The sequence below is a fragment of the Streptomyces sp. NPDC002574 genome, from assembly GCF_042889545.1.
In the GTDB taxonomy this organism is placed as follows: Bacteria; Actinomycetota; Actinomycetes; order Streptomycetales; family Streptomycetaceae; genus Actinacidiphila.
In genome coordinates, this window is sequence record NZ_JBIARB010000014.1 from 198,135 (window position 1) to 212,911 (window position 14,777).

14 protein-coding genes are annotated in these 14,777 nt (G+C 71.9%); 10 read left to right on the forward strand and 4 right to left on the reverse strand.

Annotation, left to right across the window (positions count from 1 at the left end; genetic code table 11):
* The first annotated feature begins 18 nt into the window (after window positions 1-18).
* The 4 genes from rpsK (at window position 19) to truA (ending at window position 3,122) form a co-directional block, all read left to right on the forward strand.
* Window positions 19-423, forward strand: a complete 405-nt coding sequence (rpsK, locus tag ACFYXS_RS31395) for a 30S ribosomal protein S11 (RefSeq protein ID WP_003956432.1) — start codon at window positions 19-21, stop codon at window positions 421-423.
* Window positions 424-585: 162 nt separating this feature from the next.
* Window positions 586-1,608, forward strand: coding sequence for a DNA-directed RNA polymerase subunit alpha (locus ACFYXS_RS31400; RefSeq protein WP_319658499.1), 1,023 nt, complete (start codon window positions 586-588; stop codon window positions 1,606-1,608).
* A gap of 82 nt (window positions 1,609-1,690) precedes the next feature.
* Window positions 1,691-2,194 (forward strand): 50S ribosomal protein L17, encoded by a 504-nt coding sequence (rplQ, locus tag ACFYXS_RS31405; protein ID WP_319658500.1) that lies wholly within the window; start codon window positions 1,691-1,693, stop codon window positions 2,192-2,194.
* 70 nt (window positions 2,195-2,264) lie between these two features.
* Window positions 2,265-3,122 carry a tRNA pseudouridine(38-40) synthase TruA gene (gene truA / locus ACFYXS_RS31410; RefSeq protein ID WP_389254282.1) on the forward strand — a complete coding sequence of 286 codons (858 nt, stop codon included), beginning with the start codon at window positions 2,265-2,267 and terminating at the stop codon, window positions 3,120-3,122.
* Window positions 3,123-3,388: 266 nt separating this feature from the next.
* On the opposite strand, the gene ACFYXS_RS31415 is transcribed toward truA, so the two are convergent.
* Both ACFYXS_RS31415 and ACFYXS_RS31420 read right to left on the reverse strand, forming a co-directional pair.
* Window positions 3,389-5,236, reverse strand: a complete 1,848-nt coding sequence (locus ACFYXS_RS31415; RefSeq protein ID WP_389254284.1) for a hypothetical protein — start codon at window positions 5,234-5,236, stop codon at window positions 3,389-3,391.
* Window positions 5,237-5,271: 35 nt separating this feature from the next.
* On the reverse strand, window positions 5,272-6,339 hold the full coding sequence (locus ACFYXS_RS31420) for a hypothetical protein (protein WP_389254286.1): 1,068 nt from the start codon (window positions 6,337-6,339) through the stop codon (window positions 5,272-5,274).
* Between the two features lie 66 nt (window positions 6,340-6,405).
* Here ACFYXS_RS31420 and ACFYXS_RS31425 point away from each other — a divergent pair, with 66 nt between their 5' ends.
* The 4 genes from ACFYXS_RS31425 (at window position 6,406) to glmM (ending at window position 10,802) form a co-directional block, all read left to right on the forward strand.
* Complete coding sequence (locus tag ACFYXS_RS31425; RefSeq protein ID WP_389254288.1) at window positions 6,406-8,028, forward strand: ATP-binding cassette domain-containing protein; 1,623 nt, start codon at window positions 6,406-6,408, stop codon at window positions 8,026-8,028.
* Window positions 8,029-8,307: 279 nt separating this feature from the next.
* On the forward strand, window positions 8,308-8,754 hold the full coding sequence (rplM, locus tag ACFYXS_RS31430) for a 50S ribosomal protein L13 (RefSeq protein WP_319658506.1): 447 nt from the start codon (window positions 8,308-8,310) through the stop codon (window positions 8,752-8,754).
* A 40-nt stretch (window positions 8,755-8,794) separates the two neighbouring features.
* Complete coding sequence (rpsI, locus tag ACFYXS_RS31435) at window positions 8,795-9,295, forward strand: 30S ribosomal protein S9 (protein WP_389254291.1); 501 nt, start codon at window positions 8,795-8,797, stop codon at window positions 9,293-9,295.
* A gap of 148 nt (window positions 9,296-9,443) precedes the next feature.
* Complete coding sequence (gene glmM, locus ACFYXS_RS31440; protein WP_389254293.1) at window positions 9,444-10,802, forward strand: phosphoglucosamine mutase; 1,359 nt, start codon at window positions 9,444-9,446, stop codon at window positions 10,800-10,802.
* Here the strand turns inward: glmM and ACFYXS_RS31445 are convergent.
* Window positions 10,799-11,752, reverse strand: a complete 954-nt coding sequence (locus tag ACFYXS_RS31445; RefSeq protein WP_389254295.1) for a DUF389 domain-containing protein — start codon at window positions 11,750-11,752, stop codon at window positions 10,799-10,801. The two genes, glmM and ACFYXS_RS31445, sit on opposite strands and share 4 nt — an antisense overlap.
* A gap of 29 nt (window positions 11,753-11,781) precedes the next feature.
* Window positions 11,782-12,774 (reverse strand): type I pantothenate kinase, encoded by a 993-nt coding sequence (gene coaA, locus ACFYXS_RS31450; RefSeq protein WP_389254297.1) that lies wholly within the window; start codon window positions 12,772-12,774, stop codon window positions 11,782-11,784.
* 162 nt (window positions 12,775-12,936) lie between these two features.
* Between coaA and ACFYXS_RS31455 the strand changes: the two genes are divergently transcribed.
* The gene (locus ACFYXS_RS31455) at window positions 12,937-13,911 is read left to right on the forward strand and encodes an ATP-binding cassette domain-containing protein (protein WP_389254299.1); all 975 of its coding nucleotides are present in this window, start codon (window positions 12,937-12,939) and stop codon (window positions 13,909-13,911) included.
* Complete coding sequence (locus tag ACFYXS_RS31460) at window positions 13,908-14,714, forward strand: ABC transporter permease (RefSeq protein ID WP_389254301.1); 807 nt, start codon at window positions 13,908-13,910, stop codon at window positions 14,712-14,714. The genes ACFYXS_RS31455 and ACFYXS_RS31460 overlap by 4 nt, the downstream gene beginning before the upstream one ends.
* Window positions 14,715-14,777: the final 63 nt, after the last annotated feature.

Sequence of the window (14,777 nt, forward strand, 5' to 3'; positions counted from 1 at the left end):
TCCCGTAGGAGTTAGTAGATGCCCCCCAAGGGTCGTCAGGGCGCTGCCAAGAAGGTGCGCCGCAAGGAAAAGAAGAACGTCGCTCACGGCCACGCGCACATCAAGAGCACGTTCAACAACACCATCGTCTCGATCACGGACCCGTCCGGCAACGTGATCTCCTGGGCCTCCGCCGGCCACGTCGGCTTCAAGGGCTCGCGCAAGTCGACCCCGTTCGCCGCGCAGATGGCCGCCGAGTCGGCCGCGCGTCGCGCGCAGGAGCACGGCATGCGCAAGGTCGATGTGTTCGTCAAGGGTCCCGGCTCCGGCCGTGAGACCGCGATCCGCTCGCTCCAGGCCACCGGCCTGGAGGTCGGCTCGATCCAGGACGTCACGCCGACCCCGCACAACGGATGCCGCCCGCCGAAGCGCCGGCGCGTCTGACCAGTGATGTACCGGCGCCCCGCGCCGGCGCAACGCTACGGGTTCCGGGCGGTGCGGCGCTTCTGGCGCCGCACCGCCCGTACCCTTGCAGTATCGATATCGGGCTGACGCCCGGCGGCTCGGCATCAAATAGCGGGTGCCGATGACTGGAAGGCTTTATCCATGCTGATCGCTCAGCGCCCCTCGTTGACCGAAGAGGTCGTCGACGAATTCCGCTCCCGGTTCGTGATCGAGCCGCTGGAGCCGGGCTTCGGCTACACCCTCGGCAACTCGCTCCGCCGCACGCTCCTCTCCTCGATCCCGGGTGCCGCCGTCACCTCGATCCGGATCGACGGTGTCCTGCACGAGTTCACCACCGTGCCGGGCGTCAAGGAGGACGTCACCGACCTCATCCTCAACATCAAGCAGCTGGTCGTCTCCTCGGAGCACGACGAGCCGGTCGTGATGTACCTGCGCAAGCAGGGCCCGGGTGTGGTCACCGCCGCCGACATCGCGCCCCCGGCCGGTGTCGAGGTGCACAACCCCGACCTCGTCCTCGCCACGCTGAACGGCAAGGGCAAGCTGGAGATGGAGCTGACCGTCGAGCGCGGCCGCGGCTACGTCTCCGCCGTCCAGAACAAGCAGCAGGGCCAGGAGATCGGCCGCATCCCGGTCGACTCCATCTACAGCCCGGTGCTCAAGGTCAGCTACAAGGTCGAGGCGACCCGTGTCGAGCAGCGCACCGACTTCGACAAGCTGATCGTCGACGTCGAGACCAAGCCCGCCATGCGTCCCCGTGACGCCGTGGCGTCGGCCGGCAAGACCCTCGTCGAGCTGTTCGGTCTCGCCCGCGAGCTGAACGTCGACGCCGAGGGCATCGACATGGGCCCGTCGCCGACGGACGCCGCCCTGGCGGCCGATCTCGCGCTCCCCATCGAGGAGCTCGAGCTCACCGTCCGTTCCTACAACTGCCTCAAGCGCGAGGGCATCCACTCCGTGGGTGAGCTCGTGGCGCGCTCCGAGGCCGACCTGCTCGACATCCGCAACTTCGGTGCGAAGTCGATCGACGAGGTCAAGGCGAAGCTGGCCGGCATGGGCCTGGCCCTCAAGGACAGCCCGCCCGGATTCGACCCGACCGCCGCCGCCGACGCCTTCGGCGCGGACGACGACGTCGACGCCGGCTTCGTCGAGACCGAGCAGTACTGATCTGACTGCCCCCGGGCGCCCGCCCGGGGGGCCCTGACACCGGTACCTGACACGGCCGGTGCAGAGATTGAGGAGAAACACCATGCCGAAGCCCGCCAAGGGTGCCCGTCTGGGCGGCAGCGCCGCGCACGAGCGTCTGCTTCTCGCGAACCTCGCGAAGTCGCTGTTCGAGCACGGTCGCATCACCACCACCGAGGCCAAGGCGCGCCGTCTGCGTCCGGTCGCGGAGCGCCTGATCACCAAGGCGAAGAAGGGCGACATCCACAACCGTCGCCTGGTGCTGCAGACGATCACGGACAAGAGCATCGTCCACACGCTCTTCACCGAGATCGCCCCGCGGTACGAGAACCGTCCGGGTGGCTACACCCGCATCACCAAGATCGGTAACCGTCGTGGCGACAACGCGCCGATGGCGGTCATCGAGCTGGTGGAGGCGCTGACCGTGGCCCAGCAGGCCACGGGTGAGGCGGAGGCCGCGACCAAGCGCGCGGTCAAGGAGGCCGAGACCAAGACCGAGGCTCCCGCCGAGGTCGAGGACAAGGCCGAGGCTGCCGAGGCTCCGGCCGAGGAGTCCAAGGACGCGTAAGGCGTACTCGGACGGGCCCGCACCCAGGTTCCTGGGTGCGGGCCCGTTCCGTTTGGGAGGGTGAGTGCTGGTGAGTGACGAGGTGGCGCCCGGCTCGGTGCGGGTGCGGCTGGACCTGGCGTACGACGGCGCCGAGTTCTCCGGCTGGGCGAAGCAGCGCAGTCGGCGGACCGTGCAGGGCGAGCTGGAATCGGCCCTCCAGACCGTGCTGCGGCTGCCCGACCCGGTCGAGCTGACCGTGGCGGGGCGCACGGACGCGGGCGTGCACGCGCGGGGACAGGTCGCGCACGTGGACCTGCCGCAGGACGTGTGGGCCCGGGAGGGCGACAAGCTGATGCGCCGGCTGGCCGGGCGACTGCCCTGGGACGTACGCGTGTGGCGGGTCGCTCAGGCCCCGGCGGGCTTCAACGCCCGCTTCTCGGCGGTCTGGCGGCGCTACGCCTACCGGGTCGGCGACCACCAGGGCGGTGTCGACCCGCTGCTGCGGGGCCATGTGCTCTGGCACGACCGGCCGGTCGACGTGGACCTGATGAACGCGGCCGCGCAACGACTGCTCGGGGAGCACGACTTCGCCGCGTACTGCAAGAAGCGTGAGGGCGCGACGACCATCCGCACCCTGCTGGAGCTGCACTGGGAGCGCGATCCCTCCGGGGTGGCCGTCGCGGCCGTCCGCGCGGACGCGTTCTGCCACAACATGGTGCGCGCCCTGGTCGGGGCCATGCTGCTGGTCGGCGACGGGCACCGTGCGGAGGGCTTCCCCGGCGAGGTGCTGGCCGGGCGCGTGCGGCACTCGGCGGTCAACGTCGTCCGCCCGCACGGCCTGACCCTCGAAGAGGTCGGCTACCCCGCGGACGACCTCCTCGCCGCCCGCAACCGCGAAGCCCGCAACCTCCGCACCCTTCCCTGCGCCCCACCCCCCACCCCCTGACGGACCCGCCCCACGGGGGCGGGGGCAGCGCCGGGGTGCGGGGGACTGTGCGATCGGCGGGAGCGGACTTGTGGGTGCGGGTATCGGGCGGGGGTTCGTGGCCCGAAGGGGGCGCGGGGAACTGCGCGATCGGCCGCGACGCACCGGCAGGTGGGGGTATCGGACGCGGGGGCAGCGCGGGCCGGGGGCCCCATAGGGGCGCGGGGGACGGCGCGATCGGCCGCGACGCACCCGCAAGCGCACGTATCCCGGTTCCCGCGGAGCGCCTAACGGCGGCGCAGGGCCAGCGCGACCTGCGCGAGGACGTAGGCCGCGCCCAGGGATGTCACCACGAGCGGGACCGTGCGCAGGTGACCGTGGAAGGCGCTGTACCAGGTGAAGGCGGCGCCGGGCAGCAGGAAGAACAGGTAGAGCACGCGCAGCAGCCACCAGCGGTACGGCAGCCGGACGGGGGTGCCCGGGGCCGGGAACGACAGGGCGCTCTCGTCCGTGGTGAGCGAGTCCTTCACGCCGGTCAGGAAGCCCCGCTGGGCCAGTATCCGCGCGCCGGGCAACCCGTCGAGGACGCCAGGGTGGTCCCCGAAGCCCTCCGGGAGGGCCGGCAGGCCCAGGGCCGCGGCGGTGTCCGCGAGCCGCCGTGCGGGGGCGTCGGTGCCGCGCAGCAGGGACGTCAGCGGCCGTGCGTCGGGTATGCCGAAGGCGGCCGCGAGCGCGGCGGCGGTGGAGCCGGCCCTGTCGAGGGAGGGGACCGGCGCGCCGGGTGCCCATTCGTGGGCGGCCAGCCTCCTGCCGCGGGAGGAGAGCGTGATCCCGTACCGGTCGCCGGACCGCTGCAGTACGACCGCCGGCCACTTCTCGCCCGCCGTGAACAGGTCGACCACGCCCGCGAGGCTGCCCTCACCGGTGAGCTCGACGTAGGTGAAGCGACCCCCGGCGGGCGCCAGCCGCAGCCCCGTGCGGCAGAGCAGCGCGGCCTGGGCGACCGCGGGCAGCGGCGCCGCGGCGACCGCGAGGGCGCGTGGGGCCCACTCCGGGGTGCCGGCCGGGACCGGCGGCCGGGGCGGGGCGTGGAAGAACCGGGTGCGGATGGCGACCTGCATGCGCACGCCGGTGCGGAAGTCCAGGAACTCCTGGCGCGGATCGGCGCCGAGGTACGCCCAGGGCAGGCTCGTGGCGTGCACGCCGATGTCCCGGAAGACGGCCAGCGCCTCCTCCCAGCGGCTCGTCCGCAGCAGCATGAGGGCCAGGTGGTTGCGGAAGTCCGCGGCCTCCGGGTCACCGGGTTCGTACCAGGTGGACAGCTCCAGGGCGCGCTCGACGGCGGCGGTGAGCCGGGCCGGGTCGATGACGTCCTCGCCGTCCTCGCCGTCGCCGGGTGCACCGCCGGCGACGATGTCGTACTCCACGGCGGCCAGCAGCGGCAGGGCGTTGATCTTCGAGCCGGGCAGCGCCTCGTCGGCGGCGTGCTCGGCGAAGTCGAACATCTCCTCGTGGGAGCCGTACCACTTCGCGCACAGGTACTGCAGCGCGGTGGCGTGGCAGCCGTAGTGGTGCGGCGAGCGCTCGACGGCCTCGGCCCAGTAGGCGTCGAAGATCTCGCGGGAGGCCTGGATGCCGCGGGCGTGGGTGAGTGCGATCCGCCACGGCACGGGGTCCGACGGGTTGAGCTCGGCGGCGCTGCCGATCACCGGGACGGCGTCCTTGAGCAGGGCGAAGAAGGCCTTGAACTGCTCCGGTTCGACGTCCTTGGCGCGGGCGCCGCTGCGTATCTCCCAGGCCTGGAGGATGGACAGGTCGGCCTTGACCAGCGTCGCGTCCGGGTCGTCGGGGGAAGCGGCCAGCCACGCGTCCAGCCAGCCGGGGTTGTGCAGCGCGAACTGCGCCATCTCGGCCACGTACACGTCCCTCCGCTCCCACTCGCAGCCCAGCCGGGTGGCCGACAGCAGGTCCCGGGCCGGGCCGTGGTCGCCGGTGCCCGCCACGGCCAGCGCGGCGCGCAGCGGGGCGCCGGGCACGTCGAGCACGACGGCCTCGTCCGGCGGCAGCCCGGCGCCGACGGCGGTGCCATGGCGGAGCATGCGGGGGAGGGTCAGCAGCGTACGCAGGGAGGGCATGCCGTTCCGGTCCGGGTCGCGGGGGGAGGGGCGGGTCAGTGGCCCGGGGAGGCCACGGTGGAGACCATCGCGGCGGCGGCCTGGTCCTTGCCGCGCTGGACGATCCGGTTGAAGGCGTAGTCGGAGCCGTCGGTGCCCGCCTGCCTGGCAACGGTGTCGGAGGCGGTGATGCGGCCGTTGTTCTTGAGCCCGGCGATGGTGAAGTACGCGTAGCGGCCCTTGGCGTTGGTCGTCGTCCGGCACGAGGTGGCGTGGCAGAAGGCGCCCACACCGCCGCCGGACAGCGGCATGACGTACCCCTTGGCCTGCGACTTCGCCTTGCCGGCCGCGGACTGGTCGTCGAAGACGGCCACACCGACGGTGACGGCGACCTCGCCGCCGACGTAGGTGACGCGCAGGACCCTGCCGCAGCCGTTCCTCCGCAGCACGGCGGCGAGGTCGGCGGAGGCCGCGGAGGAGCACTGCCCCTCGGCGGCGGTGGCCTTGGTGTACGTGCGGCCGCCCCACACGAGCTTCTTGCCGGGGAACAGGCCCGCCACCGAGAGCGGGGCGGTGTCCTTCTCCCGGTCGGAGATGAAGACCAGCGGATCGAGCTGCGCCGGAACGGAGAGCTCGGAGAACGAGGGCTCCGGCGGCAGGGGCCGCTCGGAGGGTGCGTACGACGCGGCCGCGACGGGGGAGACCGACGGCCGGCCGGAGCCTGCGACGAGGGTGGCGACGATCCCCGCGACGGCGGCGACGGCGAGGACGCCGCCGCCTATGAGCCGGCGCTTGCGGCGCCGGGCGCGGGACGCGTTCGCGTCCGCCAGTGCCGACCAGTCGGGCCCGGCGCCGGCCGGCCGCCCGAATTGCTGGTGCTGCTGTGGCTGCTGTTGCTGCTGCGACGGGCCGCGGGTGCCCTGGCCGGGCAACGGCGGCGCCCATTCGGCGGGGGGCGTCCACGCGGGCCGCTGCGGCTGGTGGTCCGGACCGCCGACGATGTTGCCGTGCAGAACCTGGCGCGCCTCCCCGGGCGTCCCCGGCGTGCGGGGACTGTCGTGCGGCCCCGGTGGTGCGGGCCATCCCTGGTTCGGGTGGTACGGCTGCTGCGGCCCTTCAGTCATGGCGCGGATTCTATAGAGGAGAAAACCCGTTTGGCGGCGGGCGGCCGCGCAACGAGAATCCAGGACATGGGACATGTCGACGTTGCACATCTGGAGTACTACCTGCCGGACGGGCGGGTGCTGCTCGGCGATGTCTCGTTCCGGGTGGGCGAAGGCGCCGCGGTGGCCCTCGTGGGCGCGAACGGCGCGGGCAAGACGACGCTGCTGCGGCTGATCTCCGGGGACTTGAAACCGCACGGCGGCACGGTCACCGTCGGCGGCGGACTGGGCGTGATGCCGCAGTTCGTCGGCTCGGTACGGGACGACCGCACGGTGCGCGACCTGCTGGTGTCGGTGTCCCCGCCCCGCATCCGCGAGGCGGCCGCGGCGGTCGACGCCGCCGAGCTGGAGATCATGGCGCAGGACGACGAGGCCGCGCAGCTCGCGTACGCGCAGGCGCTGAGCGACTGGGCGGAGGCGCGCGGCTACGAGGCCGAGACGGTCTGGGACATGTGCACCATGGCCGCGCTCGGCGTCCCGTACGAGCGCGCGCAGTGGCGCGAGGTGCGGACGCTGTCGGGCGGCGAGCAGAAACGCCTGGTCCTGGAGGCGCTGCTGCGCGGCACCGACGAGGTGCTGCTGCTCGACGAGCCGGACAACTACCTGGACGTGCCCGGCAAGCGCTGGCTGGAGGAGCAGCTGCGGCAGACCCGCAAGACCGTGCTCTTCGTCTCCCACGACCGCGAGCTGCTGGCCCGTTCCGCCGAGAAGATCGTCTCCGTCGAGCCGGGCCCCGCGGGGTCGGACGTGTGGGTGCACGGCAGCGGCTTCGCCACTTACCACGAGGCCCGCCGCGAGCGCTTCGCCCGCTTCGAGGAACTGCGGCGGCGCTGGGACGAGGAGCACGCCAAGCTGAAGAAGCTGGTGCTGACCCTGCGTCAGCAGGCGGCGATCAGTCCCGACATGGCCTCCCGCTACCGGGCCGCGCAGACCCGGCTGAAGAGGTTCGAGGACGCGGGCCCGCCGCAGGAGCCGCCGCGCGAGCAGGACATCCGCATGCGGCTGTCCGGCGGGCGCACCGGCGTGCGCGCCGTCACCTGCGAGCGGCTGGAGCTGACCGGGCTGATGAAGCCCTTCGACCTGGAGGTCTTCTACGGCGAGCGGGTCGCGGTGCTGGGCTCGAACGGCTCCGGGAAGTCGCACTTCCTGCGGCTGCTGGCGGGGGACACCGGCGTCCGGCACACCGGGCAGTGGAAGCTGGGCGCGCGGGTCGTGCCGGGGCACTTCGCGCAGACGCACGCGCACCCGGAGCTGCTCGGCCGCACCCTCGTCGACATCCTGTGGACGGAGCACGCCCGCGACCGCGGCAAGGCGATGTCCGCCCTGCGCCGCTACGAGCTGGACCGCCAGGGCGACCAGCGCTTCGACCAGCTGTCGGGCGGGCAGCAGGCGCGCTTCCAGATCCTGCTGCTGGAGCTCTCGGGGACCACGGCGCTGCTGCTGGACGAGCCGACGGACAACCTGGACCTGGAGTCGGCGGAGGCCCTCCAGGAGGGCCTGGAGGCCTTCGACGGGACCGTGCTCGCGGTGACCCACGACCGCTGGTTCGCCCGCAGCTTCGACCGCTTCGTGGTCTTCGGCGCGGACGGGGTGGTCCGGGAGGTGCCGGAGCCGGTGTGGGACGAGACACGCGTGGCGCGGGAGCGGTAGCCGGCCACCGGACCGGTGGTGCCCCGGGTGGGCCGTGCGGAGGGGCTCGCGCGGGGCGTCGGCGACGCGTTTTGACCCGAACAGGGCACCGCGGGTATTCTGCAGGTTCGTTATGCGTATTGGCTTGCTCGTTCTCACGTGAGAGGCCGCTACGCCGGTCCACCGGGCCGATGACCAGCGTTCGTCCAGCGGTTGCGTCGCCGCAGGACGGCAGGGCTGTCGTGATCGTCCGGGTGGCCTTGTCAGTACCCACTCACTGAAGAAGCGAAGGCTACGACCGTGCGTACGTTCAGCCCCAAGCCCGGCGATGTCCAGCGCCAGTGGCACGTCATCGACGCGCAGGACGTCGTCCTGGGCCGACTGGCGGCCCACACCGCGTCCCTCCTCCGGGGCAAGCACAAGCCGGTGTACGCGCCTCACGTTGACACTGGTGACTTCGTCATCATCATCAACGCCGACAAGGTGCACCTGTCCGGCAACAAGAAGCAGCAGAAGCTGGCCTACCGCCACTCCGGTTTCCCCGGCGGTCTCCGCTCCGTTCGTTACGACGAGCTGCTCGACAAGAACCCGGAGAAGGCCATCGAGAAGGCCGTCAAGGGAATGCTGCCCAAGAACACCCTGGGCCGTCAGATGCTCTCGAAGCTGAAGGTCTACGCGGGTGCCGAGCACCCGCACGGCGCTCAGCAGCCGGTTCCGTTCGAGATCAGCCAGGTCGCGCAGGGCTAGTCCCGGCCACCGTCAACACAGAAAGCATCTGAGGAGAATCGTGGCCGAGACCACCGCTGAGACCCCTCTCGTCGAGGACGGCGAGATCGTGGAGACCATCGAGATCCCGGAGGAGTACACCTCCGAGTCCCTCGCATCCCGCTTCGGCGAGCCCCAGCCGGCCGCCGGCACGGGCCGCCGCAAGGAGTCCGTCGCCCGTGTCCGGATCGTTCCGGGCTCCGGCAAGTGGACCATCAACGGTCGCACCCTTGAGGAGTACTTCCCCAACAAGGTGCACCAGCAGGAAGTCAACGAGCCGTTCAAGATCCTTGAGCTCGACGGCCGTTACGACGTCATCGCCCGCATCAACGGCGGTGGCATCTCCGGCCAGGCCGGTGCGCTGCGCCTGGGCGTGGCCCGTGCGCTGAACGAGGCGGACGTGGACAACAACCGCGGCCCGCTCAAGAAGGCCGGCTTCCTGACCCGTGACGCTCGCGAGATCGAGCGCAAGAAGGCCGGTCTGAAGAAGGCCCGCAAGGCGCCTCAGTACAGCAAGCGCTGATCACCCCGCGCGTGCTGCACTGCACGTACGCCCCGGAGGCACTTTGTGCGTCTCCGGGGCGTACGCGTTTCGGGGGGTAGTGGCGTATAACCGGATGAACGCCCGCTGAACACGGGGCGACGCACGGCAACATCTCGGAGGAAATACTGTGGGACGACTCTTCGGTACGGACGGTGTGCGCGGCGTCGCGAACGCCGATCTGACGGCCGAGCTGGCGCTCGGGCTGTCGGTCGCGGCGGCGCACGTGCTGGCCGAGGCGGGCACCTTCGAGGGCCACAAGCCGGTGGCCGTGGTGGGACGTGATCCGCGGGCATCCGGAGAGTTCCTGGAGGCGGCCGTGGTGGCCGGCCTCGCCAGCGCCGGTGTGGACGTCCTGCGGGTGGGCGTGCTGCCGACCCCGGCTGTGGCGTATCTCACGGGGGCGCTCGGCGCGGACCTCGGCGTGATGCTCTCCGCGAGCCACAACCCGATGCCCGACAACGGTGTGAAGTTCTTCGCCCGCGGCGGCCACAAGCTCGCCGACGAGCTGGAGGACCGCATCGAGTCCGTCTACGCGGAGCACCGCACCGGCGCGCCCTGGGAGCGCCCGACGGGCTCCGGCGTCGGCCGGGTCCGTGACTACGACGAGGGCTTCGACCAGTACGTCGCCCACCTGATCGGCGTCCTGCCCAACCGCCTCGACGGACTGACGATCGTCCTGGACGAGGCGCACGGCGCCGCGGCCCGCGTCTCTCCCGAGGCCTTCGCCCGGGCCGGCGCCGAGGTGATCACGATCGGCACCCAGCCGGACGGCCTCAACATCAACGACGGCTGCGGCTCCACCCACCTGGACCTGATCAAGGCCGCCGTCATCGAGCACCACGCGGACCTCGGTATCGCCCACGACGGCGACGCCGACCGCTGCCTGGCCGTGGACCACCTCGGCAACGAGGTCGACGGCGACCAGATCCTCGCCGTCCTGGCCGTCGCCATGCGCGAGGCGGACCGACTGCGCAAGAACACCGTCGTCGCCACCGTCATGTCCAACCTGGGCTTCAAGCTCGCCATGGAGCGCGAGGGGATCGACCTGATCCAGACCGCCGTCGGCGACCGCTACGTGCTGGAGTCCATGAAGGAGCACGGCTACGCGCTCGGCGGCGAGCAGTCGGGCCACGTGATCATCCTGGACCACGCCACCACCGGTGACGGCACCCTCACCGGCCTGATGCTGGCCGCCCGCGTCAGCGCGACCGGCCGCACGCTGGCCGACCTGGCGCAGGTCATGGAGCGGCTGCCGCAGGTGCTGATCAACGTCCGCGATGTCGACAAGCACCGGGTGGACTCCTCGCCCGAGCTCACCGCCGCGGTCGCCGAGGCCGAGGCCGAGCTGGGCACCACCGGCCGCGTCCTGCTGCGCTCCTCGGGCACCGAGCCGCTGGTGCGCGTCATGGTCGAGGCCGCCGACATCGACCACGCCCGTTCGGTGGCCGGCCGGCTCGCCGACGTCGTGAAGTCCGCGCTCGGCTAAGCCGCGAACGCCCCCGGTCCCGTACGCCGCCTGCGCTGCGCCGCCCAGAAGCCCTTCTGGGCGAGCAGCGTCAGGACACCCGCGATGACGATGCCCGCCAGGTTCACGCCCAGCTGGACCGAGGAGCCCCACAGCTCGTGGTAGTCGCCGTAGCTCAGCGCGAGGGCGGCGTTGGCCGCGGCCGGGACGGTCGTGACGGAGATCGCCACCCCGACCAGGGCCCCCGACTTGGCCGAGGTCAGGGAGAGGATGCCGGCGACCCCGGCGAGCAGCGCCACCACGAGGGAGCTGAGGTCGGGCTGCCAGATGAACTCGGTGGACGGGTGGGGCGCGGTGAAGTCCGCCTCGCTGAAGACGCCGAGCAGGTCCATCAGGTAGTTGAAGCCGCCGGTGAGCACCATCGCCACCGGGAAGCCGACCAGCAGTGCGATCAGCGAGCGCCGGGCCAGCCCGAGCCTCCTGCGCACCAGGCCGGTGCACACCCCCGCCAGCGGCCCGAACTCCGGCCCGACCACCATCGCGCCCACGATGAGGATCGCGCTGTCCAGCATCACGCCGCAGGCGGCGAGCATCGTGGCGACCGACAGGAACGCCAGGTAGGTGACGGTGAGCGTGGACTCCTCGTGCGTCGCCTCGGTCAGCGACTCCCACAGCACGGCGTCCGCGCCCTCGCCCGGCGCCTCCTCCTCGGCCTTGTCGGCACGCCGGGACAGCGTGAGGTCGATGTGCTCGACCGTGATCGCCCCGGTGTCCGCGATGCCGAGGCCGCGCAGGCCGTGCAGCAGTTCGTCGGCGGACTCGCGGGCCACGTCGCACATCACGACGTCGCCCCGCGGGTTGCGCGCGACGCCGGGCAGCACGGCGACGTGGGCGGTGCCCACGGTCCGTGCCACGAGCGAGACCACCCGGTCTGTGTCGGCTTCCGGCACGATCATCCGAAGATGCAGCATGCGCGCAGGCTACCGGCCCCCGTGCGCGCCTAGAGCTTGCGCAGGGAGAGCTTCTGCACCTTGTGGTCGGCGCCCTTGCGCAGCACCAGCGTGGCCCGGCCGCGGGTCGGCAGGACGTTCTGGACCAGGTTCGGCTGGTTGATGGCGCGCCAGGTGTGCCGGCCGTACTCCATGGCCTCCTCCTCGGAGACCTCGGTGTAGCGGTGGAAGTACGACCGGGGGTTCTGGAAGGCGGTCTCGCGCAGCTTGCGGAAGCGCGCCAGGTACCACTGCTCGATGTCCTCGGTGCGCGCGTCCACGTACACGCTGAAGTCGAAGTAGTCGGCGAGCGCCACGCGCGTGCGGCCGTCCTTGCCGGGCAGGGCCGGCTGGAGCACGTTGAGACCCTCGACGATGAGGATGTCGGGGCGCCGGACGACCAGTTCCTCGTCGGGCACGATGTCGTAGATCAGGTGGGAGTACACCGGCGCCCGCACCTCGTCCTTGCCCGCCTTCACGTCGGCGACGAAACGGGTGAGCGCCCGGCGGTCGTACGACTCGGGGAAGCCCTTGCGGGACATCAGCCCGCGGCGCTGCAACTCGGCCTTGGGGAGCAGGAAGCCGTCGGTCGTGACGAGTTCCACCCGCGGGTGCTCCGGCCAGCGGGCCAGCAGCGCCTGGAGGATGCGGGCGGTGGTGGACTTGCCGACCGCCACACTGCCCGCGACCCCGATGACGAAGGGCGTGCCCGGCTGGGCGCCGTGCCCGCCCGCGGTGTCGTCCAGGAAGGTGTTGACCGCGCCGCGCAGACCGTGGGTGGCGCCGACGTAGAGGTTCAGCAGCCGCGACAGCGGCAGGTAGACGTCGATCACCTCGTCCAGGTCGACGACGTCGCCGAGGCCCCGCAACCGTTCGACCTCCTCGGCCGAGAGCGGCAGCGGGGTGCGGTCGCGCAGCGCGCTCCACTCGTCCCGGGTCAGGTCGACGTACGGGGTCGGCTCGGCGCGGCGGCGCGTCTGGTGGGGCGAAGTGGTCGGCGGCACGGACTCATTGTTGCGCCGGGATGAACGGTGTTCGCGGCGGGGTCGCCCGGTGCCGCCCCGGACCGGCTGTCAGCGGCCTGTCAGCCCGTTGTCAGTGGGGGCGAGGACAGTGGTGCGCATCGCACGAAGACCGCAGGAACCATGACGGGGAGGACATCGCGGATGAGTTACGCGATCCAGGCGGAAGGCCTGGTCAAACGCTTCAAGGAGACGGAGGCCCTGTCCGGCGTCGACCTGGCCGCCCGGACCGGCACCGTGCTCGGCGTGCTCGGCCCGAACGGGGCCGGCAAGACCACCGCGGTGCGCATCCTCGCCACCCTGCTGCGGCCGGACGCCGGCCGCGCCCTGGTCGGCGGCCACGACGTCGTGCGGGAAGCGGGCGCGGTGCGCGCCCTGGTCGGTCTCACCGGGCAGTACGCCGCGGTGGACGAGATGCTCACCGGCCACGAGAACCTGCTGATGATCGCCCGCCTGCTCGGTCTGCCGCGGCGGGAGGCCCGCGCCCGGGCGACCGGCCTGCTGGAGGACTTCCGGCTGTCGGACGCGGGCGGCAGGGCCGCCAAGACGTACTCCGGCGGCATGCGCCGCCGCCTCGACCTCGCCGCGAGCCTGGTCGGCCGCCCCCGCATCCTCTTCCTCGACGAGCCCACCACCGGCCTGGACCCGCACAGCCGCAACGAGCTGTGGGACATCGTCCGCGGCCTGGTCGGGGACGGTACGACCGTCCTGCTCACCACCCAGTACCTGGAGGAGGCCGACCGGCTCGCCGACGACATCGCCGTCGTCGACCGCGGCCGCGTGATCGCCGAGGGCACCCCCGACGGCCTCAAGGAACAGGTCGGCGGCCAGGTGCTCCAGGTGCGCCCGATGAACGCCGGAGAGCTGGAGAAGGTGCACGCGATGGTCTCGGTGATCGCCGGCCCCGCGGCCACCGTGGAGAACGGCGCGGTGACCGCGCCGGTGAACGACCCGGAGCTGATGCCCACCGTCGTACGGCGGCTGGACGAGGCCGGGGTGCGGGTGGGCGAGCTCACGCTGCGCCGCTCCAGCCTGGACGAGGTGTTCCTGTCGCTGACCGGGCACCGCGCGGTGGAGGGCACGACGACCGACGAGGACAGGACGGAGGCACTGGTATGACCGCCGTGGCCCTGGACGTGACGCCGGCCGCCAAGGTGCGGCCCTGGGACGGGCTGCGGCAGACCTGCACCCTCGCCTGGCGCAACCTGGTGCAGATCAAGCACAACCCGATGGAGCTGATGGACCTCAGCGTCCAGCCCATCATGTTCGTCCTGCTGTTCACGTACGTCTTCGGCGGCCAGATGGCCGGTTCGCCGGACGCCTATCTGCAGTACGCGCTGCCCGGGATCATCGTGCAGAACGCGCTCTTCGCGACGATGAACACCGCGATGGGCCTCAACATCGACCTCACCAAGGGAGTTCTGGACCGGCTGCGCTCCCTGCCGATCGCCCGCTCCGCGCCGCTCATGGGCCGCGTCGTGGCCGACCTCGGCAAGCAGCTCTGGTCGCTGCTGCTGATGCTCTGCCTCGGCATGCTGATGGGCTTCGACGTCAACGGCGGTGTGCCCGGCGTACTCGGCGCGGCGGGCCTGCTGCTGGCCTTCGCGCTGGCGATGTCCTGGATGACGCTGCTCATCGGGATGCTGGTCTCCGAGCCGGAGAAGGTGATGACCTTCGGCTTCGTCCTGGTGATGCCGCTGACCTTCACCTCCAGCGCCTTCGTGCGGGCCGACACGATGCCGGGCTGGCTCAAGGCGTGGGCCGACGTCAATCCCGTCACCCGACTGGCCGACGCGGTGCGGGCGTTGACGACCGGCACCGGCGAGGTCGCCGGCCCGGTGCTGTGGTCGCTGCTGTGGGCCGCCGGAATCGCCGTCGTCTTCGTCCCGCTGGTGATGCGCGCCTACCGCGCGCGGACCTGACCGAGCGCCACCCGGCGCCCGGATGCCCGGCACCACGGGCATCCGGGCGGCCGTCTCCGACTT